Genomic DNA, 22,632 nt, shown 5'->3' on the forward strand with positions numbered 1-22,632 from the left:
CAAGGAGTCGACGTGGCCCACGTCAGGTTGTTCAGACACTATATTCACTTACCTTTCGTCATCCTTGGCCTGATTGATCTGGTCGTGATGGGCTTTGCCTTTGGTTTGGCGGTGTTCTTCCGCTTTTTTGGTGAAGTCGGTTTCTTCCTTGAACACCTGTATTTTGTATTTCCCTCCATCATTACGTTTGCCCTGTTTAACCTGCTGGTTATGATTGCCTTGGGTGTGCATCAGTCGCGGGTGGAAGAGGGCATGTCCGGCATGATGCTAAGAACCATCATGGCCATGATTCTCGCCATACCGGTTCACGGTTTCGCTTACTTCATTGCCGATGACTGGCTCTGGTATCTGGGCAGCTTCGGCCTGCTTACCTCCGCCACGGTCCTGGCCATTTTTTCGTTAGGCATAGTGCGCGTCCTGTTTTTTGCCCTGGTTGGCAAAGAGGCATTCAAACGCCGTGTGTTGGTGCTTGGCGCAGGGCACCGGGCCAGGCAACTGCTGGAAGATCTCACTACCCCATTCAACCGCAAGGGGTTCACGCTTGATGGCTTTGTCCCACTTCCGGACGAACCCATCGAAGTGGGTGATCAGCACCTGATCAACCTGCCCACATCATTACACGACTACGTATTGCGCCATCCCGTTCGGGAGATCGTGGTAGCTGTAGATGACCGCCGGCGCGGCTTGCCGATGGAAGACCTTCTGGAATGCAAAATGGAAGGTGTCAGTATTATTGACGGTGCCAATTTCTATGAGCGGGAATCGCGGAAAGTGGCCCTGGAAATGATCAGCCACGGTTGGCTGGTGTTCTCGGATGGTTTCTCCGTGTCATCTGTCTACGGTGCTGGCAAGCGAACGCTCGATATTCTCGCCGCAGGCACACTGCTGCTGGCGACGTTTCCCATCATGATCCTCACCGCACTTGCCATCAAACTGGAAGACGGCTTCAAAGCGCCGGTGATATACAGCCAGGAGCGGGTGGGGCTTAACAATAAAGTCTTTAAGGTTCATAAGTTCCGTTCGATGATCACCGATGCCGAAAAGGACGGAGCCGTCTGGGCAAAAAAGAACGATACCCGGGTAACTCGCGTTGGCGAGTTTATCCGGAAAGTCAGGATTGATGAGCTGCCACAAATCTTTAACGTTCTTAACGGCACCATGGCGTTTGTAGGGCCAAGGCCGGAACGCCCGGTATTCGTGGCGCAGTTAGCAGAGAAGATTCCGTTTTATTCGGAACGCCACCGGGTAAAGCCGGGCCTGACTGGCTGGGCACAGCTATGCTTTGCCTACGCAGACAACGAAGAAGACACCCGGGAAAAGCTTCGTTACGACCTTTATTACATCAAGAATCAGAGTTTGCTTCTTGATCTGTTGGTTATAATTCAGACAGTAGAAGTGGTATTGTTCAAAAAAGGATCAAGGTAGTTTCGGGAGTAAGCTGTTCCCGAAACATGGAATGCAGCACGGACCTCACAAGAGAGGGTATACGATGTCACGGAAGTATCTCACCCAAGGGCTGTTTGTGTCCTTCATGGCGGTAGCTTTGGCAACAGGTTGTGCAGGGCCGTCCGCATCTTCTCCTGACAAGATTCAGCGAGCACTCGCACTGGATACCCGCGACAGTGTGGACCAGTACATACTCGGTGCGACAGACGTTGTCCGGGTATCTGTGTGGCGCAACGAGGACCTGAGCATCTCGGTACCCGTACGCCCGGACGGCAAGATTTCCGTACCGCTGGTTGGTGATGTTCAGGCCAGTGGCAGAACGCCTGAAGAGCTTGCCAGCTCAATCCGGGCATCTCTGGCTGAATATATACGTGAACCGCAGGTAAGCGTGGTGGTGACCTCCATGGGCAGCCATGAGTTCACTGACCGGGTGCGTGTGACTGGCGCTGTGCGCCAGCCTGTGTCTATACCCCATCGCAGTGGCATGACGGTGCTGGACATGTTTCTAAATGCTGGCGGTGCCAACGAGTTCGCTGCCCTCAACAAGTCCATGCTTTACCGCAAGGTGGGTAGCGAGGTAGTCGCCATCCCTGTGAAACTGGACGACATCCTGCGCAAGGGGCAGGTTGAAACCAATTACTCCATGCGCCCGGGCGACATCCTGACCATCCCGGAACGCAGTTTCTGACAGACGTTGTCTGAACCATTGGTCTCGAATCGAGTGTAGTTATGGCATTACCGTTATCGCAGTTACCGCAAGAGATTATTCGCGAAGTGCGCCAGCGCAAGGGCCTGGCGTTCTTGTTGTTTGTGGTTGTCAGTTTTGCGGTGCTGGGTGCCGGGTTTATATGGCCTTACAAGTACCAGGCAGACACCATTATCTTCGTGGATGACCGGAATATTATTGCGCCCTTGATGGAAGGGCGTGCGGTTACCACCAAGATTAATGATCGAACATCGGCGGCCCGAGAGCTTCTGATGAGCCGAACGTTGATTGAGCGGGTGGCCTCAGACCCGGAGATTTACCGTAACGCTCCCATGGACCCGGATGCTTTGGAAGGGCGCATCGCCAAAATCCGAAGTGGGCTATCGGTGCGCCCCCGGGGCGATAGCTACTTCAGTATTGGCTTTTCCTCGACTTCCCAGATGGAAGCCTTCCGTGTAGCCCAAAAGCTGGGCCAGGTGTTCATTGAAGAGACCAAAGACCGGAAACGGTCAGAAAGCCGCAATGCTTACGACTTCATCGACAAACAGGTGAAAAGCTACGAGAGGCAGCTGGCCCAGGCCGAAAATCGCCTGAAACAGTTCCTCTCTGAAAACACCGACGGCACGGAGCAGGAGGCAAACTCCAGAATGGCCCAGCTGCGCAACCAGCTGGAGTTGGCTCAGCTAGAGAAGGAAGAGCTGAGAACCCGTATTGCTTCTTTGCAGGGACAACTCAACAACATCCGGCCGACCATTCGCCAGGGCAGAACCGAGGATGCTTTCCGGGAGCGGATTCGGACACTGGAAGAGCGATTGGATGCCTTGAGGCTGCAATACCACGACACCTATCCGGACATCGTTATCACCCAGGAACAGCTGGCCGAACTCAAACGCCAACGGGATCTGGCTGCGGCACAGCAAGGCGGTACCACCTCTCTTGATGGCGAAGAGGCTGTAAACCCGCTCTACCAGGAACTCAGTGCTGCACTCTCCAAAACCCGGGCCGACATGGCGACCATTGATACCCGTATCAACTCCTTACAGCGCCTTATGGAGCAGCAGACTCAGCGGATGGAGCGCATACAGGCCAATAAAGCTCAGTACTCGGAACTCACCCGAGACATGGAAGTAAACCGCGAAATCTATGACGACTTGCTCAAACGCAGGGAAAAAGCGCGGGTGTCCATGCATCTTGATATAGAAGGGCAGGGCCTGAATTACCGAATTAACGAAGCGGCACAGTTCCCCAGAACGCCTTCTGGCCCCCAGTTTTCCATGTTTGCCATGGCCGGGCTTTTCCTTGGGTTGGCAGCGCCTTTTGGGGCGGTTGCCGGATTGCTCCAGGTCGATCCCCGAATTCGTGCCCGTAAGCAGCTTGAAGACGGCATCGGGTTACCGGTGCTGATCGAAATACCGGAAGTGCGCACCCCCTTTGAGAAACGCCGGGACCGGCGGGTCACCATGATGGTCGGCATTTTTGTCGTGTTAACTGCAGCGGTGTATATCACCATCGTTGTGCTCGCCCAACTGGGAGTGATCTGATGCCAGAACAACGAAATGATCAGCCCGAACTGGATCCAGCAGAGCAACGCTCTGGAAAATCAGAGGAGCAAGGCGCTCCCAGTGCGGATGAGCAGTCTTTCTGGTTGAAGCGCAAAGAGCGTCTCAAGCAGGAGCTCGGACACTTTGACGAAGACGATTCCAGAATGCTGGTACCCAGCTCCCTTGAGCTGGGACCGGGCGCTGTAGACAAATACGTCATAAGCAAGCAGATTGTGCGGATGCAGGAGCCCAGGCGGCTGACACCTGATGACCTGGACGAACGCCGCATTATCTATCCTGAATCCCGCAACCGTACTCTCGTTAACCGGTTTCGGGACCTGCGGACCAAGCTTCTCGAGCTTTCTGGCGGCAACAATTTCACCCTGGTGGTGAGCGGAGCCTCCTCTGGGGCCGGATCTTCCTTCGTTGCGCTCAACCTGGCCGCAGCCTTTGCCTTTGACCAGGCGAAAACCGCGCTGATCATTGACTGCAACCTCCGGGAGCCGTCCCTGCACACCACTCTGGATGTTTTGCCGGAAACGGGCCTGACCGACTTCCTGGATGACCCAGACTATGACATCGCCAGAATCCTTTACCCAACGGGTATCCCGAGGCTGAGACTGATCCCGGCTGGCAGCCGCCGCGAAACGCCGTCGGAATTCTTTACATCGTTCCGAATGAAGCAGTTCCTGCAAGCCGTTCGCCGCCGCTACCCAGATCGCTTCATTGTTTTGGATACTGCGCCCATTTCTGAATCACCTGATGCAAGGATTCTGACCGAATTGTGCGACTACGCTATGTTGGTGGTTCCTCACGGCAAGATCACAGCAACCACCGCTGAGCATGCTGCCACGGCTTTCAACCCGGATAAATTTGTGGGAGCGGTGATCAATGGATAGCAAGCAGGGCGCAGGGATGCCCCACAGCAGAATACTGGCGATCGGGTTCTTGCTGGCATGTTCCGGAGTTGCAACCACCGCCCAAGGTAATTCAGAGGTCACCGGGGGCCTGGACACCCGCTTCACCGATAATGCCCGCAAAGCGAGTAGCGGTGAAACCAGTGATATGGAAACCCGGGCCTACATCAGAGCTGGCTATCGCACTGACCCCGGCCGTTGTAATGCAGACTTTACCGGCACCTTGGGCTATTCGTACTGGCAAGACAGCACCTTCGATAACGAAGCGTACGGGGAGATGGACTTCAACGGTGATTGCGAACTGGCTAACCGTTTCTACTGGGATGTCAGCAACAACCTGCGTGAAGTGAACCAGGACGCAACCCAGAGCAACATCCCTGACAACCGAACTCGCAAAAACGTATTCAGCACCGGCCCCCGTTACCTTTTGCGCGTGAACGATACCAACTGGCTGAACTTGTCGGCCCGATATGAAAACGTCGAGTTCAGTGAGCCAGAAGAATCGGACAGCGAACGCTACATCGGCTCTGTGGCGTGGAACCACATCGTAAGCCAGACACTGACTGCAGGTGTGAGCACCTCATACAGCCGTACCGAGTACGACACCGATGCAGAGGTTGATGTAAAGAGCGCCAGACTGACGTTTTCCAACGTATGGGCGACCACAAGATTGTCTGGTGCCATTGGGGTGAGCGAAATAGAAACCCGCTTTGGTTCAACCACCCAAAGCAGCGACGGCCTGATCGGCGAGCTGGACCTCACACGCACCATTACCCCAAGCCTGGATTGGTACCTGCGCGGTGCCCGGGAGCTAACCGACCGCACCTCCAGCTTTGACATCCGGTTTGGTGAGTTCGAGTTCAACCTGCGTGACAGCATCTCGGTTGAAACTACCACGCTCTCTACCGGTATTAACCAGCGCTATTCAGACCGGTCATCCCTGACTGTTGATGTGTATGCCAGCCAGGCGGATTATCTGGAGTCACCGGAGCGTGAGGACAAGTCTGGGCTTAATGCCCGCTATTCCAGGCCGTTTACCGAACTGGCCAGCGGCTACGCCAGCATCGGCTATGACTACACCAAGTTCCAGAGCGACCAGGCAGATGACCGCACACTTCGGCTGGAAGCCGGTACCGAGTACCAGGCCACTCGCGACTTTAATTTGGTGGCGAAAGTTGGGCACGAAAGAAAAGTAAGTGATGTGCCTACCCGGGAGTACGACGAGAACTGGGTGTTGGTTGGGGTGGAGTATCGGTTCCGGTAAACGGCACAGGATGTGTTTGAGGTAATGGCCATGACAGAGCAAATCAGGAACGCACTGACGATCGATGTGGAAGATTACTTCCAGGTGGCCGCGTTGGCAGAGGCCGTTAAATATGATGACTGGTCCAGCATGGAATATCGTGTAGAAGCCAACACCGATCGTATCCTCGGTTTATTTGAGACGGCCGGTGTAAAGGCAACCTTTTTCACACTGGGCTGGGTTGCCGAAAGATCACCGAATCTGGTCAAGCGCATAGCCGACGCCGGCCATGAAGTGGCTAGTCATGGTTACAGCCATCAACTGATTTACAACCAGACACCTGACGTGTTCCAGGAAGAAACCATTCGCTCCAAAGCCATTCTGGAAGACATCCTCGGTGAACCGATAACCGGCTATCGTGCAGCCAGCTACTCCATAACAAACCAATCACGGTGGGCCCTGGATATTCTGGCCGAGCAGGGATTTACCTGGGATTCGTCCATCTTCCCGGTGCACCATGACCGTTACGGCATGCCGGGCACCCCGCGATGGCCGCATCGGCTTATGACAGACAAAGGCTACGAGCTGGCCGAGTTTCCCCTTAGTACGCTCAAGTTGCCCGGATACACCTTACCGATCGCCGGCGGAGGTTACTTCCGTTTGTTCCCTTACTGGTTCAGCAAATTCGGCCTGGGCTCTATCAATCGGCAGGGTAAGCCTTTCGTGTTTTATCTGCATCCCTGGGAGGTAGACCCAGGACAGCCCCGTCTTGATGTGAAATGGTTCTCCAGATTCCGGCACTACAACAACCTGGATGTGTGCGAACAGCGATTGGCGAAACTGATCCGGCACTTCAGATTCACAACCATGAGCAACGTTCTGAAAGACCAGGGCGTTCTGGACACCCAAACCAAGCCATCGGAAGCCTTCCAAACGGTAGGTGCCGCATGATGGAGTTTGTGTTCTGGGCGTCTTTTGCACTGCTGTTCTACATCTATTTTGGTTACCCGTTGGCGGTGAAAGCTCTGGCGATGCTCAAGCCCACTCCAATAGCGGCTAACGACGATTATTTACCAAAGGTGTCGATTCTGATTGCTGCTTACAACGAGGCGAAGGATATCGAGGCCACGCTCAGGAACAAGCTGGCTTTGGATTACCCGCCGGAAAAACTGGAAGTTCTGGTGATATCCGACGAATCCGAAGACGGCACTGATCGCATTGTGGAAGAGGTTGCTGCAGCCGCCGACATACCGATTCGTCTATTCCGCCAGATACCTAGGCAAGGCAAGACCGCAGGGCTGAATACACTTGTACCGAAAGCTAATGGCGACATCCTGCTGTTCTCCGACGCGAACTCCCAATGGGACACCCAGGCAGTCCGAAAGCTGTGCCGCAACTTTGCGGACCCTCAGGTGGGGTATGTAACAGGCAAGATGGTCTACGTACACGCCGACGGTTCCATGGTGGGGGACGGCTGCAGCGCTTACATGAGATACGAAAACTGGCTGCGCGATCAGGAAACCCGCATTGGTTCCATCGTTGGGGTTGATGGTGGAATTGATGCGATGCGAAAGGAGCTCTATCAACCGTTAGGAGCTGACCAGTTACCGGATTTTGTTCAACCTCTGAAAGTGGTGGACGAGGGCTACCGCGTTGTTTATGAGCCAGAGGCACTGCTGAAGGAAGAAGCCCTGAGCGATGGCGGTAGCGAATTCAGCATGCGGGTGCGAGTGAGCCTGCGGGCGCTATGGGCGTTGAAAGATATGAAGCACCTTATGAATCCGGCAGGAGACCCAATCTTCGCCTGGCAACTTATATCCCACAAACTGCTTCGCTACGCCGCATTTGCTCCGATGGTAACCCTTGCGCTTGCGGCCATTTATCTGGCGCCCGTAAAAGGGTTCTATGCATTGGCAGCAACAGGTTATGCACTTTTTCTGTATCTCGCATGGTCGGGTCATAAGAAAGAAAAAGAGGGCCAAGCGCTTTCTACCCTTTATGCGTTGCCGTACTACTTCATGTTGTTAAACCTCGCTTCTCTCCAGGCGTTTGTTGCGTTTTCTAAAGGGGAGAAGAAGGTGATTTGGAATCCGAGGAAGGGGTGAGGTGAGTCTAAAGGTTTTACACCTCATCGACAGCGGCGGGCTCTATGGTGCTGAGCGGATGCTACTGACGTTGGTTGAGGCGCAGCAGTCGCAAGGCCTTGATCCCATGATTCTAAGTGCGGGTGAGCCGGGTATAGAGTCCAAGGGCATCGAAAAAGAGGCAGACCGCTTGGGGCTTCCAATAACAGTTTGGCGAATGAAACCTGGGTTGAATAGGTCTGAAACTCGCAGGATTTGTGAGTGGGCTGATGAATGGGGCGCAGATATCATCCATTCCCATGGGTACAAGTTTAATATTCTTTTGGGATTGTTTGGACGCTTTAACAAAACGGTTCCGGTTGTCACCACATTACACGGATATGTACATGCGCCCCGATTCACTCGCATGTGGGCTTATGAACTTCTTGACCGGCTCGCTCTGTGGCGAATGAGCGCCGTGGTGCTGGTGGGTGAAGCAATGAAAAGAGAGCTTCCCTTAATTCTTCGACAATCGACGCGAATTGCCATTATCAGGAACGGGCTGAAGGTTGAGGACATCTTACGTAAGTCAAAGGATTCCCTACCTACAGAAATCAATGAATTTGTCCGTGATCACGAACCAGTAATTCTAGGGGTGGGGCGCCTCTCTCCGGAAAAAGGGTTTACCAATCTCGTCTTGTCGTTTCGCGAATTTAAAGACAAGTTTCCACGGGCAGGTTTGTTGATCGCAGGAGAGGGATTTCTCAGAGATACCTTAGAGCGGGATATTTCCAATAATAAGTTGGAAAAAGATGTCTTACTGCCGGGCTATTATCCAAATATCCCGGCGTTGATGGCGAGATCCAAAGTATTGGTTATTTCTTCGACGACCGAGGGGCTCCCTATCACGCTGCTTGAAGCTATGGCGCTTCAACTTCCTATTGTTTCGACCTGTGTAGGGGAGATTCCTAGAGTTCTTGAAAATGGTGCCAACGGAATTCTGGTAAACGGTAGTGAAAGAGAAATTGCGGGAGCTATGGAATCTGTACTGGAGGATGCCTTGGCAGCTCGTAAGAGGTCCGAGCGCGGAAGGCAGAAAGTGCTACATGAGCTTTCATCGCAATCGATGGCGGATCAATACGAGAAAGTTTACCGGAGAGCTTTGGCATCATGAAATTGTGGTACCTCCTGAGGTACGGGCTAGCAAGGCTGACCTTTATCCTTCTGCGACTGCCCGTTTCCAGGTTTGAGAAAGAGGTGTCGGGTATCTGGAGTTCGAACCCAGCTGACAGGCAGCGGCTATTGGATGCCATTCTCTTGAAAGTCAAGCCACGGGGAGCAGATGGACATGTCGTTAGTAGCATCGAAGAGGTATCCAAGCAAAAGCCTTTGACGAAGGGCACTTTTCGGGAGGCTGCTAATTCTGGTCAGAACAAGAGTGCTGGTTTCTCTCGTCATACCGCGGGTACGACGGGAGAACCGACGAGTATTGTCTTGTCCCGCGAGGAGTTGGCACGAATGCTGGCTGTTCGTGCATATTGTTATCGGAAGCATGGTTTGCGTCTGGGACAACGAGAAGCCCGAATTTGGGGGAGGGCTGCTAATACCTTCGGTGCGAAGGTGCGGGACTTACTATTAAACCGACAGGTCTTCTATCCAGCGGAGGGCGATGTAGAGGCTACCGTTGCAAGGCTTGTCAGTTGGAGGCCAGAGTATGTTTATGGATACACTTCGCTTATTTTGGAGGCTGCCCAAGTCATAAAAAATAAGGGACTCAAACCTACTGGTATTAAAGCAGTGGTTTGCACTGCAGAGGCCATTTTGCCAGCCCAGAAGCGATATATCAGCGAAGCGTTCAGAGCGCCGGTTATTGAGGAGTACGGATCAACAGAATTCGACATTATCGCATTCGAGTGTGCCGGCGGACACATGCATCTGGTTAATCCATGGCTTTGGGTTGAGTCAGAAAATGGCGAGGTTATGGTCACAGATGTTTTCCGCAAATCCCAAAGTCTGGTTCGTTATCAGTTGGGTGATAGCTTAACGGTGCTGGATACTGGCTGTGAGCTTCTTGGCGATACTAAGACCATTGATGAGCTGCGCGGACGGACTGCACAGCAATTCGCGTATCTGACTGTTGATCACAAGTTTCATGCGGTCGTCTTCGGTCGGGCTCTGGATGCGTACATGAATGCCTTCAACGAATGTTTCAAGTTTACTGTTTCGCAATCTGAACTAGGATCTTTTCAGCTCTTTGTGTCGATCGAGCCTTCGCGTGGAGCAGACCATTTAAAGGAATGGGTGAATTTGGAGTTGAGATCGCAGTTGAATGTTCAGCAAAACCTAATCATGACGGTTGTCGTTGGAGAAGCCTTTATGCGGAAAGGGAAACACACCTATTTTTTCTTGGATATGGACTTCAATGACTGTGGAAAATAAGACATTAAGAATCTCAGCAGTGGGGGACATTTCGCTAGGTGATCACCCGGTCTGTGTCGGGCATGGAATGCGCAGCGCGTTTTCTAAGAGTGGATTCGAGATTGTAGAGGGGATTTCTAAATGCTTCGAAAGCGCAGATCTCGTGCTTGCCAACCTGGAAACAGTTACTTCTGATTTGGGGTTACGACCACTTAGCTTGGCTTCCTTTGAAATGAGAGGGAATCCTTCACACCTTCAGTTTCTGCGACAGGCCGGTATCGATGTTCTATGTGTTGCAAACAATCACTCTATGCAGCATGGAGAGGCCGCCTTCTGGGATACCGTATCTAATGTTCGAAAGGCCGGTATGGATGTGATTGGCCTTGAATCTGGAAGCGGCCCCAATATCCATGTAATTTCTCATGGCGGAATAGAAAGTCACATTTTCAATATTTCGTTAAGGCCTGAGGAATGGGCCGACCGAAATACTGCGCTCCCATATAGTAAAAGAGAAGGCCACGCGGATCTGATTGCAGAGGTCGAGAAATTGAGAGCTGCTTGTCCGGGCTTTTTGATTTGCTCGATCCATTGGGGGCTTGAGTTCCTGGATTATCCGGCCCCAAGCCAGGTTGAGTTAGGGCATGCGTTGATCGATTCTGGGGTCGATGTGGTGTTTGGACACCATTCACACGTGGTCCAGCCAGTCGAGAGATACAAAAAGGGTGTGATTTTCTACTCTCTTGGTAACTTCTTATTTGACCTTTGGTCAGAAAGCACAAAACAAACACTTGTGGCAAACGTTGAGTTGGAGGCTGGTCAGGCCCCGTGTGTGAATTGGGTCCCCATTAAGATTGGTGAAGGATTCCGACTTGAAATTGCTGACCAAGCGACTCAAACAGAGGTAAATTCACTGCTGTCTTGGGAACGGTTTGAAACGATGGCAAACAAGCCAACTTCCGATGACGACTATTTCGCAAGATACAGGGTTGAAGAGCTGAGGTTCCGGTACTCCAGCTATCGGTATTTTCTGAGAAATATTCTCAGGTATCCTCCAAATTTTTTGGTTCAGTCCCTGGCGAGAACTGCATATAGAAGACTCACCGGAACTTGACCTGGTTTTCAAGTGAGTCGATCACTGCATGAAGGCGCCTTTCATCATTCGCCCAGTTGTATTTTGACTGAACTGCGCTTACACCGTTTGCGCCAAGGGTTGCACGGGTTTCTGGGGATCTGAGAATTTGAAGCTTTTCGGCGATGTCTCTTACATCGTTGTCTCGGCAGACCAGTCCGGATTTGGTTTCATTAATGATTCTTTCTATGGGCTTGACCTCGGTCGCAAGAACCGGAAGACCAGCGAGCATGTAGTCAAATATTTTATTCGGGATGGTGTGGTTCCAGTGAGGACAAACACGATAAGTGAGAGCTCCAACGTTAGCTTGGGCCATAAGCTGGTCAACCTGCTCATGTTCCAGCCAACCGTGAACTGTAACCGACTGTTCGAGGTTCAGTTCTTTTACAAGGTTAATGAGGTTTTCTCGCTCAGATCCTTTGCCAACGATGTCAATTTTGAGAGAGCTAGGCTCGTTACCCATTTTGACGTAAGCGGAAGCTGCTTTGATAAGAAGGTCGAGACCTCGGAGTTTAGTCAGGAATCCGACGTAGACCAAACGAAGGTTTCTTCCTTGGTGTTGATGTGCGGTTCCTGAAAACTTTGTGGCGGGTGGAGTATTGCTGACAATCGTTACCTTTCCAGGATCGATGCCTTTGTTAAGAACCCTATCCTGGGACTCTTCAATCATTACAAGTGTATGGTCAACCTTGGGTAGCACTTTAGATTCGTAACGAGCTGCCATTGAGGGGCTCTTAGCCAATGTCTCGAGATTCAAGCCCTTACTGAACATTCGCGCAGAAGCATACATATAGGGATAAACCTCTGCCATGTCCAAAACTACTTTCACGTTCCTCGATTTTGCGACACTTAGTGCAGTTTTAACCAGTGGAAGGTCTCGAACGATGATCACAGGGTTCTCAGATCCTGAGATGGCTGCATTAAGTGTGCGGATCCAGAAAGGGTTAAACCATATCGGTACATTCGCAAGTTTCCGAACTAGCGAATTAGCGGCACCTATCACGGGGAGCCTGATGATCGGCAGGCCGTCACTCTCTGCTACAGGACTGTTGCCGGAAAGGTTGCGAGCAACGATAGTAACATTATGGCCACGGTCCCTGAGGCTCTTGGCAATTTTTTCGATCCTCACGTCCCATGGGTAGTCTTCCTTGTACAGAACAAATATATCCATTTTTGATCCCTGCAGAATTTTCTTTTAAATCAGGCCTTATCGGAATTAATTATAAGGTATTGAGCTCAAAGGGTTGAACAAACTAACGAAAATGAGCGTTGTGTAGAGTACGCAGTCGCAAAATCTGAGACAATAGTTATTATAAATATAGACACCTACAGCGTTTATAGTTGCTTGAGGTCTGGTGGAGATGTTGTACGAGCGGAGCAAGTGTGGGTGACTCGTCTGCATGGATATTTGGCGATCGTTTCGAGCGTAGCCGGGGGAGATCAAAATGAATAATTCGCTAGCATCTTTAATCTCGAAAGGACGGGCAATTAGCGGGGCAAGCTTTATGATGGCAGCTAGCTTGGCAGCCATCACAACTTCGGTAATGGCAGCCCCGACACTTTCAGGGATCGATACAGGCACCGCCAGTGAGCTTCGTTCTGGAAACTCAATAACGATAACCGGTTCGGGTTTTGGACGGAAAGAGCAAGGCGCTCCAGTTCTTTTCGATCATACGGACGTAACCTGGGAAAATGGAGTCGCCAATAAGCACCAATCTACGTTCAACGACATGACGCTAGTAAAACGAGTGAATGTCGATCCAAATACAATTTGGACGAAACCTTCACTGCCGGAGGAGCACAGCACGGGCATACTGGTAACCAATTCCAGGCCGACAAGGGATGGTAATCCCGGTTCACACTATTATGGTAAGGGTAATGTAAACTTTTTGGGGTGGCCGAAAGCCAGTGGAGGGGAGAATACCAACTTTGAATCAACAAAGATGTATTCTGCTTTTTGGATAAAGTTGCCTTACGACCTTACTAACTATTATGCGATTCCCGCGGAGAGGAAACCATCCGCCTTTGCTACAGGTGGACGTGAAAGTTACGGCGAGTCCATTAAGATTGAGGGAGTGGATGGTCTAGGAAGGGTTATAGCATATGAAGACATCGGTTCGCTCGCTAATGGCTGGTTATTCATTGAACCACCTAGAGGCGTCTCAATAAGAGATCTAACTGGCAAGCGGATTGTAGGGCTTGAGTCTGGCGCTGAGGTTGTTTTTCCTGAGTCATCCTCATTGGGGAAATTCGACCAGTATGGGTTTCTGTCGCCAAGAGGGAAGTATGCCCGGTTCTGGTCGGACCCAACTGGAAGGGGTTATCGCTTTTCGCTTGCGAATTTAGGTTTGGCGGGAACAGGGTCATCGATATGGGCAAACAGCTTTGGCGGCCTCTCTCCTGAGCCAGGAAACTGGAATCTATTTGAAATTGAGATCGACTTGGGGGCGAGTCCGAGTCTGACGGCATGGCTAAATGGGCGAGTGTATTTAGCGAGTGATAGCGACTGGGCTGAAGCGTTAAAAAATTCTGATGTTGATGATGCCACTGGATTGACAATTGCGCTTTTAGGGATGGACGATTTTATGCCAGTGCCGTTCACTGTGGAATTAGATGATATTTATCTTGATAAAACCCTTCATCGAGTGCTTTTTTGCAATCGTTCGACAGTTGAAGAAATCAGAGGAAAAGGTGCTCACTGTGAGATCCAGCGTCCGGTTGCCTGGGACGATAGGAGAATTTCGGTTGAGGTAAATCTGGGAGCGCTCAGTCAAGATAAAGATAGTGTCTACCTCTACGTTTTTGATGCTAATGGAAATGTTAATTCAAGAGGGTGGGAGTTGAATAAGGTTAACGCGCCTTTGCCACCTCAGGATTTTCAAGCTCAGTGATGGTGTTTTTTCAAGGAAGGTTTGATGTTGTCATTGTCAGGAGTAGTAAAAGCTGTCGGTCCATATGGGGGGTATAAACTCGCCTCAACACTCACCCAACGTTACCCCCGAATTTTAATGTATCATCGATTTTCAGTTGAGGGAACGAACGGTGCAATAAGCAAGAGAGTTCTGGAGAGACAGTTTGCATATTTAAAAGATCATTTTGAGGTTCTTTCACTTACCGAGGCGCTTAATCGATGTTCGCCAAGCCGGTCTCGAAGTGGTCGCTCCAAACCTATCGTTACTATAACTATTGACGATGGATATAGGGACTTTTATGAGATTTGTTTTCCATTACTGAAGAAGTATCGATTTCCGGCGACATTTTACGTTGCGACGGATTTTGTCGGCGATGGGATTTGGTTGTGGCATGATAAGTTAAAATGGATAATTGAAAATAGCGTCGATATTTCAGAGCCCTTATCAATAGGGGGTGTCGAATATAGCCCTGAATATTGGCGTGAAAATAAAGAGAAACTATGGTTTGAACTTGTCAGCGCCATGCTAAAGATCCCTGGCCAAGACATTAACGATCTTCTAGAGAGAATTTCTTTCCTTACCAACGTTCAGCCACCGAAATCGCCCATTGAGCAGTATAGATCTGTTTCCTGGTCTGAGTTGCGCGAGATGCAGAACAACGGAGTATCGGTCGGTGGTCATACGAAAGATCACTTTAGCCTTGGGCATCTTTCTGAGGGAGGTGTTAGAGATCAGGTAATCGGATGTCGCGATCATTTGTCTCATGAACTTGGCGACCTAGGTCGTCATTTTTGCTTTCCGAATGGGCAGCCGAGCGACATCACAGATTTCTCTAAAATGGAAGTAAAGAACGCGGGATTCGAGTCAGCTGTAGCTGCATACTATGATAGACGGGGCATAAGTGATAGATTTTCGATGTCTAGGCATGGGGTTGGAGAAAACTGGTTTGAGTTTCTTAAAACCGTTTGGGGAATAGATCGACTAGGGGCTTTACTTTTAGATCGGGATAGTAAGTTTGACTGGGGAAATATATGACCTCAACAGTAAACCTGCTCGGGTTGATCCAAGGTTGGAAATTCCAGGAAAAAAAGGGGTCAGCGTTTTACAATCTGTTTCATCAACTTCGCTTTCAAGGAAATATGAGTGAGGTCGTTGATTTTGAACTTCCATTCTTGGTTAGAAAAGCATGTTTTCTGAAAAATATTTCAGCCAGTAAAGATATATGGAAGATCAAGGACCAGTTAGATGTATATCGATATAAAATTGCTAGCAAATATGCAATAAATGCAGTTGAAGAGGTTTGTGAAGATTACAATTCAGTTATACAGATAGGTTCGAACTATTCAATCAGTGACTCTGAAAGTGTCAGGAAGAGAGATGTTCCTCTTTTCTCATTTCATGATAACAATCTGTCGAGTTATGCCAAGTCTATTCCTTTAGCGCTCAGGCCAAAGGAAGTAGTCAGCCGGGCTTATGATTTCGAAAAAGGCGTCTATGATTCGCTAACCAGAGTTTTTACGATGAGCAAAACTCTTCGAAAATCATTTATAGAGGATTTTCAGTTGCCCGAGGAAAAGGTGGTGTATGCCGGCTTTGGCAGCATTTTTCCAGTAAGGGACGTTTCTAAAAAGAGTTACGATACAAGAAATATACTGTTCGTTGCTAGTCATTCGTTTAAAGCAAAGGGTGGTCAGGATCTAGTTAAAGCTTTTAAAATTGCTCGAAAAAGTTATCCAAGCCTCACATTAACGTTAGTCGGTAAAGATTGGGGCATTAACGAGCCAGGGGTTTCCTGTTATGGATTTTTGGATAAAAGAAACCCGATTGACCTAGAAATTTATCAAAAATGTTTCGAGGACGCGTCGATTTTCGTGCTTCCTTCATATAACGAAGCATTTGGAGAGGTTTTTATCGAGGCTATGTCATATGGAATACCCTGCATTGGAACAAGTTGTGGCGTGATGCCCGAAATCATAGAAGGCAATAATGCAGGTTATGTAGTAAATAGAGGTGATATAGAATCACTTGGTCGCTTAATTTGCGATCTTTTAAGTTCTGAAAATGAACTAAAACGTCTTGGAGCTTCCGGCGCTCGTGCGGTGCAGTCTGAATATCAGTGGTCTACGGTTATTCGGCGAATATGCTCTGAAGTGGCTGCATTTATTTGACTCTAATTAGATAAAAATTGGAACCATTTGACCAATCATTTGGGATCAGGTGTGGTATGGAAACTGATATCGTAGTGTCGATTATTACTCCTTCATATAATCGGTTAGATTTAATTCCTGAAACAGTAAACTCTGTTTTGTCTCAGAATTACAAATTTTTTGAGTATATTATTGTTGATGATGGTTCAACAGATGGAACCTTAGATTGGCTTAGAAGAGTCAAGGATCCTAGGGTCAAGGTTTTGGTTCATGAGGAATTTAAAAATTTAGGTCAAGCAGCTTCGATAAATAAAGGCATATCGAATGCTTCCGGAAAATATGTAGTTATATTGGATAGTGATGACTTGCTGGCGCCAAACATACTCGCTGAACATGCTCGGTTTATGAACGATAATCGTGATGTTGGAATGGTGTATGGGCAGGGGTATGCTATTGATGCAGAGGGAAGAGTTCTATACTCTTTATTTGCTCCCGATCATTATGAGGATGGTGACCCTAATCGGCTTCTCCTTGATTGCTATATAGTTTCGCCCGGATTGTGCATGTTTCGTAAGAATATTATTGAAAAGGTAGGCTCGCTCGAGGAGTCCTTTAGAGCTGCGCAAGATCATGACTTCGCGTTACGTATAGCAGAATGTTCCTTAATAGCGTATTCCGGCATTCCATCTTTTTATTATAGAAAACATGACGGAGCTATCAGTGTAAACGGGCTAGAAACACGTTGGAATAATGGCTTAAGAATCTTGTCCAGAGCGGTGGGACGTTATCCCTATAAGAAGACAACGGTTCGGAAACGACGAGCAGTTTTAGAGTATCGGTTGGGTAAAGTATATTGGTATAATGACCGGAAAGGCTTAGCGGCTAATCATTTTTTTAAGGCCGGATTCCTCGATCCGATTAGGGCGATGAGGGTAATTTTAGGACTCGAGAGGAATACTTGAGGAGCCTTAATGGATCACGATCAGAAGACTGTGCAAGTTCTTTATGTTATCGATAGTTTTAAAAATCCCCAAGCCGGGACTGAGGGGCAGCTGTATCAGCTCGTCCAAGGATTAGATCGAAGTCGAGTATCCCCACACCTCTTGGTGTTCCAAGAATCCACTTATTTAAAGGAAAGTGGGTTTCCTTGTAACTATACAATCTTGGGGAGTAGTGGACTAAGAAACCTGTCTACTTGGTTTAGGCTTTGGAGAGAGGCAAAGCGGTTTCGTAAGGCCGGCGTAAACGTTGTTCATGCGTTTTTTATCGACCCTTCAATTATGTGTCCGATAATATTCAGATTACAGGGGATTCGCGTTATTATATCTCGTCGTGATATGGGGTATTGGTATACGAAAAATTACCTTTATCTGTTGCGATTTAGCGGTCGCTTTGTGTCCTCTGTAATTGCCAACAGCGAAGCGGTTAAGCGCGTTGTATGCAGAAATGAAGGGATTCCTGAGAATCTGATAAGTGTTATTTATAATGGGTATAAAGCAGACCTTGAAAAAGCCTCAGTTCCTGATGAGATTCTTCTTATCCGCAAGGAATACCCCGATGGTGTTTTTGGAGTTATTGTAGCAAATATTCGGCCAATCAAAAGAATCACTGATGCTATTGTGGCTTTGGCCAAAGTCGTTGAACAAGGCGGTAATATGCATCTTGTCGTGATTGGCGACGGTGACGACAGTGAGTTGGCCTTACGCGCTAAAGATCTGGATGTGCACAAACGCATTCATTTTCTGGGTCGTCGTTCCGATGTCTCGGGTTGTCTGCCAGCTTTTGATATTGGATTGCTATGCTCTGATTCTGAGGGGTTCTCTAACTCTATTGTGGAGTACATGCGGGCGGGTCTGCCTGTCGTTTGTAGTTCGGTCGGTGGGAATCCAGAAGCAATAGAGCACGGGGTGTCCGGTTATCTCTATAATGTGGGTAATACCACAATGCTAGCTGGCTACCTTGGGCAGCTTGTTTCTGATGCGAATCTGCGAAAGCAGATGGGATCGGCGGCTTTGGTATCATCCGAAGTCCGGTTTAGCAGTGAAGTAATGGTGGAGCAGCACCAAGATTTATACGGTGTATCATGATCTCGATTAAGAGCCGTTTTGATAGATCATTGTCTGATAAGAACTCTGACTCGTTAATTAGTAGCTTCACTTTTTGCTTTTTTCTTTATTTTGTAATCGACTTTTTTGTGAGATTTTCTGCACGTATTCCCGCCTATGGCGTGATTCGCCCGACCCTAATTGCGGTGTTGATTCTCCTGCTACTACTATTTAGCCAGCGACAGAAATTCAAGCATAAAATGGTTGATCCAGTTTTTAAAAGCTTCTTTGTCTTGGCTGGATACATTGTCATCTCTCTTCCGTTGGTCGAGTGGCCCGGTAGCGTTATCAGAGCCAATCTTGATCCTTTTGTAAAGGCATCGGTATTTCTTTTCTTTGTCGCGTTACTTGTTGATACGGAAAAGCGACTTAAGATATTTTTGCTTGTATTTGTTGGATGCCAGGTTTTTAGGGTTTTAGAGCCTTTGTATTTGAATGTTACTACTGGTTATTGGGGAAGTTCAACCTATCTTAGCTCTAAAGAGTTTGCGAGCAGGCTAGCTGGTGCACCAGCTGATGTTATAAATCCTAACGAACTTGGATTCGTCATCGCCACTGCAGTTCCGTTTCTTCATTACCTCCTCTGGCCGCTTAATTGGAAGGCTAAAGCTGTTTACTTGTCAATAATGCCATTGTTACTCTATGCGCTCATATTAACGATGTCGAGGGGCGGATTTATTGCGCTCCTTGTTGTAGCAATTTTTGTTTTTAAAGAATCGAAAAAGAAGGTCAGGTTAATAGCCGTTGGTGTTCTTGCCGCCTTTCTTGCATTTTCTGTTATGACTCCAGTTCAGAAGGAGCGTTATCTCTCCTTAATTGATCGAGACGCCGAGGGCGGAGCATCTGCAGAGGGACGTATCAAAGGGATGGTCCAAGAATTTGAGTTAGGTATGACTCGGCCAATCGTTGGCCATGGGTTGGGTACGACACCTGAAGCGAAAGTACACAAACTCGGCGCAAGGCAGGCAAGTCACAACCTATATGCAGAAGTTCTTATAGAACTCGGAATTGTTGGTTTTTTTATCTTTATGACCTTTCTAAGTAGAGTTATAAAAAAACTTTTCGTTGTTCGATCGATGTTCTCACAGGTGAGGGAAGGTGCAGACGATTTCTATACACGTTTAAATAAAGCCCTAATAACTCTGTTCTGGATGTATGCTGTTTATAGTATTAATTATTGGGGTCTTTCACAATATTATTGGTATTTGTTTGCTGGTCTTGTAATAGCGTTTTCTAACCTCGCCCTGAAGAACGGCCATATGGAAAATGAATCGGAATTTTGTGTTTCCGATATTAATAACGAACCCAGGTTTCGACTTGCAGATAAGGTTAGGAAGCGAGAATTTTAATTTCTCCAATTTTTCAAGGCGTGTATATGGACGTATTGATGACTGCTTTGCAGCCCGGAGGAGGAATTAAAACCTTCTTTCGGTATATATATGGAAATGAGGTCTTTGATCATTGCACTTTTACTTTGTTTGCGCCTGACCATGGGCTTTCGGAGTATCTCGACAATTCGTTAGGCGAATCGCGCATTCGAGTTATCAATTCGCCAGAAAGGTCTCATCTTTTCGTTAAGGAATTGAGGAAGGTGCTGGGGAAGCGACGTTACGATCTTGTTCACTCACATGGTTTTGGCGCGGGGTTGCTGACTGAGCTTTCAATGACTGGCCTCAAACAACAGCACCTGATGACTGCTCACGATGTCTTTCAGGCATCACAGTTTGGAGGTGTTGCTGGGTCCGTAAAGAAGATCTTTATGGCACTGCTTTTTAAACGGATGAATGCGATCCATACCGTTACGAACGATGCGACAGATAATTTCCATTCATTTTTTCCGAGTGTCCCTGAAAGGTGTCTCCATCCGATCTTGCACGGAGTGGACACGGACTATTTTTCCAGTGGGTCCGGAGTGGACCTCAGGGCTGATTTGGAGCTGGAAGCGGATCTTCCGCTGGTAGGGTTCTTCGGTCGGTTTATGGGTCAGAAGGGCTTCAGAACTTTGGTTGACGCGATCGAACAGCTTAAATTGACCGGGTTTGGACGTCTGCCAAAAGTTCTTACATTCGGCTGGGGGGGGTATATCCGAGAGGATTATCAATACCTCGAGGCTAAGGGGCTTTCTGAGCAGTTCATTCAGATGCCCGGTACCGACAACATGCCGGCCATGATAAAAGCAGTCGATATGGTTGTGATGCCGTCCCGTTGGGAAGCTTGTGGCTTATTGGCAATGGAGGTACTTTCGGCCGGTGTTCCCTTGCTATCTACGGATTGCATCGGTCTGCGAGAGGTGGTTGCGGGCTCGCCCACCCGGATTTTTTCACCTGGTAGCGCTGAAGGGCTCGCAGCCGCGATAAAAGCGGAGATTGCGGACCCGAGCAGAGACCGCTTTCTGGATTATCAGCCAATTGCAGTAGAGCGTTTTCATATTGGTCGCCCTGCTGCTGAGTTACGGGCGCTCTACGACGAGCTGGTTGGCCAAACTCTATGATTCGTACCTTGCTTGTGAACACTGGCTCCAACGTTCTGGTCATGTTCGTAAAGCTGGTCATTACTTTCATTATGACCCCCGTATTTGTCCACAATCTGGGCAAGTACGATTACGGTCTGTGGGAGATGATTGGTGCGGTTATCGGCTATATGGGCATACTTGATCTTGGCCTTCGCCCCGCTATCAGCCGTTATGCCGCCAGGCACCTGGCGGAGAAGGATGAAACCGCGCTTCAGTCTGTCTACATGTCGGCGCTCGCCTTCATGGCACTGGTTGGGGTTCTGCTCTTCGTGTTCTTTTTCTCGTGGGGATATTGGTTTGGCGGTTCGCTGGCGCCGGAGGGTGAGGCCCATCAGAAGTACACGTTGTTTCTGATTATTATTGGCGCCTACCTGCTGATTTCCTTTCCGGGGTACGTGGCAGAAAGCTACCTTGAAGGCTTCCAGAAGTATTATCTGAAAAACAACATTACCATTGTGAACTCGGTGGTTGGCTCGGTACTTTTGTATAGCCTGATTACACCGGAAAACGGATTGGTGCTTTTGGCGGGTATTAATGCCATTGGTCTTACGGTGAAGTATCTGCTGTTTATGTGGATTCTTTCGCGCCCAGCCTACGGTGCCATTCGCGCTCAGTTGGGTATGTTTTCCTGGGTAAGGTTGCGGGAGCTTATCGTATTCGGGTTCAAGTCTTTTGTTCAGGGAATAGCAACCCGTGTTGAGAATGCGACGGACGTTCTGGTTATCGGCTTGATTCTGGGGCCGGCCATGGTGCCGTTTTACAGCATACCGGCAAACCTCACGCAACATATTCGCGGGCTCGGCTGGACGTTAACTCACGCTTTCATGCCCCTGTTCAGTGGGTTAAGTGCCAAAGCGGAGGATGCGATGATCCGGCGGGTATTCCTGGTGTCATCGCGCTATGTGGTTAGTATCTTGATGGCCATGGGTACAGGCGCATTGTTATTGGGGGTTCCCTTTATCAATGTTTGGCTGGGGCCGGAGTTTGGCGAGAAGGCCAAGTACCTTATTGTTTTTCTGGTGATTTTTACCATTCTTCCGTTTATCAATCCGTTTGCTAGCCGCTATCTCACGGCCATAAACAAGCATGGTATTTTTGCCAGACTTACACCCATCGCTGCCATTATGAATATCGGGCTCAGCCTGGTTCTGGTGCATCCATTTGGTCTGGAAGGCGTGGCTTTTGCCTCAGTGGTACCGGGGCTGATCTTTGTACCTTTGTATCTTCGCTATACCTGTAAACATTTGGAGCTCCCAGTTTGGGAATATCTCCGTGTGTCTGTGCTGCCTGCATTTGTACCTGCCGGGATTATGGCATTGATTCTGTTGGGTGTAGGGGAGTATCTGATCTACGATTCCTACGCTGACATTGTTGCCGGTGCACTTCTGAGTAGTCTTGCCTGGCTAGTGGCGTTTTGGTTACTGGTGTTAAACAGGGAAGAGCGAACCTATCTGGGTGTTAGGATTGCTCGCATGGCGGGAAGGAAATAAGGG

19 protein-coding genes are annotated in these 22,632 nt (G+C 49.0%); 18 read left to right on the plus strand and 1 reads right to left on the minus strand.

Annotated features, from left to right (window positions below; genetic code table 11):
* The first annotated feature begins 12 nt into the window (after positions 1 to 12).
* The 10 genes from J122_RS03035 (at position 13) to J122_RS03080 (ending at position 11,445) form a co-directional block, all read left to right on the plus strand.
* Positions 13 to 1,425 (plus strand): TIGR03013 family XrtA/PEP-CTERM system glycosyltransferase, encoded by a 1,413-nt coding sequence (locus tag J122_RS03035; protein WP_061331062.1) that lies wholly within the window; start codon positions 13 to 15, stop codon positions 1,423 to 1,425.
* 64 nt (positions 1,426 to 1,489) lie between these two features.
* Complete coding sequence (locus tag J122_RS03040) at positions 1,490 to 2,134, plus strand: XrtA/PEP-CTERM system exopolysaccharide export protein (protein WP_061331063.1); 645 nt, start codon at positions 1,490 to 1,492, stop codon at positions 2,132 to 2,134.
* Positions 2,135 to 2,175: 41 nt separating this feature from the next.
* Positions 2,176 to 3,693 carry an XrtA system polysaccharide chain length determinant gene (locus J122_RS03045; RefSeq protein WP_061331064.1) on the plus strand — a complete coding sequence of 506 codons (1,518 nt, stop codon included), beginning with the start codon at positions 2,176 to 2,178 and terminating at the stop codon, positions 3,691 to 3,693.
* Positions 3,693 to 4,592: a hypothetical protein gene (locus J122_RS03050; protein WP_227510071.1), complete on the plus strand. Its 900-nt coding sequence runs from the start codon at positions 3,693 to 3,695 to the stop codon at positions 4,590 to 4,592. The genes J122_RS03045 and J122_RS03050 overlap by 1 nt, the downstream gene beginning before the upstream one ends.
* Positions 4,585 to 5,874 carry an outer membrane beta-barrel protein gene (locus tag J122_RS03055; protein ID WP_061331065.1) on the plus strand — a complete coding sequence of 430 codons (1,290 nt, stop codon included), beginning with the start codon at positions 4,585 to 4,587 and terminating at the stop codon, positions 5,872 to 5,874. Before J122_RS03050 ends, J122_RS03055 begins: the two co-directional genes overlap by 8 nt.
* 30 nt (positions 5,875 to 5,904) lie before the next feature.
* Complete coding sequence (locus tag J122_RS03060) at positions 5,905 to 6,804, plus strand: XrtA system polysaccharide deacetylase (protein ID WP_061331173.1); 900 nt, start codon at positions 5,905 to 5,907, stop codon at positions 6,802 to 6,804.
* Positions 6,801 to 7,958 carry a glycosyltransferase family 2 protein gene (locus J122_RS03065; protein WP_061331066.1) on the plus strand — a complete coding sequence of 386 codons (1,158 nt, stop codon included), beginning with the start codon at positions 6,801 to 6,803 and terminating at the stop codon, positions 7,956 to 7,958. The genes J122_RS03060 and J122_RS03065 overlap by 4 nt, the downstream gene beginning before the upstream one ends.
* Before the next feature lies 1 nt (position 7,959).
* A complete protein-coding gene (locus J122_RS03070; RefSeq protein WP_227510072.1) occupies positions 7,960 to 9,090 on the plus strand; it encodes a glycosyltransferase in 1,131 nt (376 codons plus the stop codon).
* Positions 9,091 to 9,218: 128 nt separating this feature from the next.
* Entirely contained in the window at positions 9,219 to 10,355 is a 1,137-nt protein-coding gene (locus J122_RS03075; RefSeq protein WP_227510073.1) for a hypothetical protein, read from the plus strand.
* Positions 10,339 to 11,445: a CapA family protein gene (locus tag J122_RS03080; protein ID WP_061331068.1), complete on the plus strand. Its 1,107-nt coding sequence runs from the start codon at positions 10,339 to 10,341 to the stop codon at positions 11,443 to 11,445. The genes J122_RS03075 and J122_RS03080 overlap by 17 nt, the downstream gene beginning before the upstream one ends.
* Here J122_RS03080 and J122_RS03085 read toward each other — a convergent pair.
* Positions 11,432 to 12,634 carry a glycosyltransferase family 4 protein gene (locus tag J122_RS03085; RefSeq protein WP_061331069.1) on the minus strand — a complete coding sequence of 401 codons (1,203 nt, stop codon included), beginning with the start codon at positions 12,632 to 12,634 and terminating at the stop codon, positions 11,432 to 11,434. The genes J122_RS03080 and J122_RS03085 overlap by 14 nt on opposite strands.
* 274 nt (positions 12,635 to 12,908) lie before the next feature.
* On the opposite strand from J122_RS03085, the gene J122_RS03090 reads away from it, so the two are divergent.
* Genes J122_RS03090 through J122_RS03125 form a run of 8 tightly spaced genes read left to right on the plus strand, consistent with a single transcriptional unit; the run spans position 12,909 to position 22,629 of the window.
* On the plus strand, positions 12,909 to 14,354 hold the full coding sequence (locus J122_RS03090) for a hypothetical protein (protein ID WP_156471714.1): 1,446 nt from the start codon (positions 12,909 to 12,911) through the stop codon (positions 14,352 to 14,354).
* A 24-nt stretch (positions 14,355 to 14,378) separates the two neighbouring features.
* Positions 14,379 to 15,410 (plus strand): polysaccharide deacetylase family protein, encoded by a 1,032-nt coding sequence (locus J122_RS03095; protein ID WP_061331071.1) that lies wholly within the window; start codon positions 14,379 to 14,381, stop codon positions 15,408 to 15,410.
* On the plus strand, positions 15,407 to 16,543 hold the full coding sequence (locus tag J122_RS03100; RefSeq protein ID WP_061331072.1) for a glycosyltransferase family 4 protein: 1,137 nt from the start codon (positions 15,407 to 15,409) through the stop codon (positions 16,541 to 16,543). The genes J122_RS03095 and J122_RS03100 overlap by 4 nt, the downstream gene beginning before the upstream one ends.
* A 56-nt stretch (positions 16,544 to 16,599) precedes the next feature.
* The gene (locus J122_RS03105; RefSeq protein WP_061331073.1) at positions 16,600 to 17,484 is read left to right on the plus strand and encodes a glycosyltransferase; all 885 of its coding nucleotides are present in this window, start codon (positions 16,600 to 16,602) and stop codon (positions 17,482 to 17,484) included.
* Positions 17,485 to 17,493: 9 nt separating this feature from the next.
* Complete coding sequence (locus J122_RS03110; protein ID WP_061331074.1) at positions 17,494 to 18,609, plus strand: glycosyltransferase; 1,116 nt, start codon at positions 17,494 to 17,496, stop codon at positions 18,607 to 18,609.
* On the plus strand, positions 18,606 to 19,976 hold the full coding sequence (locus J122_RS03115; protein WP_061331075.1) for an O-antigen ligase family protein: 1,371 nt from the start codon (positions 18,606 to 18,608) through the stop codon (positions 19,974 to 19,976). Before J122_RS03110 ends, J122_RS03115 begins: the two co-directional genes overlap by 4 nt.
* Positions 19,977 to 20,002: 26 nt before the next feature.
* Positions 20,003 to 21,118, plus strand: a complete 1,116-nt coding sequence (locus tag J122_RS03120; protein ID WP_061331076.1) for a glycosyltransferase family 4 protein — start codon at positions 20,003 to 20,005, stop codon at positions 21,116 to 21,118.
* Positions 21,115 to 22,629, plus strand: a complete 1,515-nt coding sequence (locus J122_RS03125; RefSeq protein ID WP_061331077.1) for an oligosaccharide flippase family protein — start codon at positions 21,115 to 21,117, stop codon at positions 22,627 to 22,629. Before J122_RS03120 ends, J122_RS03125 begins: the two co-directional genes overlap by 4 nt.
* Positions 22,630 to 22,632: the final 3 nt, after the last annotated feature.

It is taken from the genome of Marinobacter excellens LAMA 842 (assembly GCF_001574445.1).
Classification (GTDB): Bacteria; Pseudomonadota; Gammaproteobacteria; order Pseudomonadales; family Oleiphilaceae; genus Marinobacter; species Marinobacter shengliensis.

Excerpts from the sequence above, each read along its gene's own strand:
- J122_RS03055 (WP_061331065.1), top strand. The coding sequence starts at position 4,585 with ATGGATAGCAAGCAGGGCGCAGGGATGCCCCACAGCAGAATACTGGCG.
- J122_RS03115 (WP_061331075.1), top strand. The coding sequence starts at position 18,606 with ATGATCTCGATTAAGAGCCGTTTTGATAGATCATTGTCTGATAAGAAC.
- J122_RS03045 (WP_061331064.1), top strand. The coding sequence starts at position 2,176 with ATGGCATTACCGTTATCGCAGTTACCGCAAGAGATTATTCGCGAAGTG.
- J122_RS03060 (WP_061331173.1), top strand. The coding sequence starts at position 5,905 with ATGACAGAGCAAATCAGGAACGCACTGACGATCGATGTGGAAGATTAC.
- J122_RS03080 (WP_061331068.1), top strand. The coding sequence starts at position 10,339 with ATGACTGTGGAAAATAAGACATTAAGAATCTCAGCAGTGGGGGACATT.
- J122_RS03085 (WP_061331069.1), bottom strand. The coding sequence starts at position 12,634 with ATGGATATATTTGTTCTGTACAAGGAAGACTACCCATGGGACGTGAGG.
- J122_RS03125 (WP_061331077.1), top strand. The coding sequence starts at position 21,115 with ATGATTCGTACCTTGCTTGTGAACACTGGCTCCAACGTTCTGGTCATG.
- J122_RS03065 (WP_061331066.1), top strand. The coding sequence starts at position 6,801 with ATGATGGAGTTTGTGTTCTGGGCGTCTTTTGCACTGCTGTTCTACATC.
- J122_RS03050 (WP_227510071.1), top strand. The coding sequence starts at position 3,693 with ATGCCAGAACAACGAAATGATCAGCCCGAACTGGATCCAGCAGAGCAA.
- J122_RS03120 (WP_061331076.1), top strand. The coding sequence starts at position 20,003 with ATGGACGTATTGATGACTGCTTTGCAGCCCGGAGGAGGAATTAAAACC.
- J122_RS03105 (WP_061331073.1), top strand. The coding sequence starts at position 16,600 with ATGGAAACTGATATCGTAGTGTCGATTATTACTCCTTCATATAATCGG.
- J122_RS03110 (WP_061331074.1), top strand. The coding sequence starts at position 17,494 with ATGGATCACGATCAGAAGACTGTGCAAGTTCTTTATGTTATCGATAGT.
- J122_RS03095 (WP_061331071.1), top strand. The coding sequence starts at position 14,379 with ATGTTGTCATTGTCAGGAGTAGTAAAAGCTGTCGGTCCATATGGGGGG.
- J122_RS03100 (WP_061331072.1), top strand. The coding sequence starts at position 15,407 with ATGACCTCAACAGTAAACCTGCTCGGGTTGATCCAAGGTTGGAAATTC.
- J122_RS03090 (WP_156471714.1), top strand. The coding sequence starts at position 12,909 with ATGAATAATTCGCTAGCATCTTTAATCTCGAAAGGACGGGCAATTAGC.
- J122_RS03040 (WP_061331063.1), top strand. The coding sequence starts at position 1,490 with ATGTCACGGAAGTATCTCACCCAAGGGCTGTTTGTGTCCTTCATGGCG.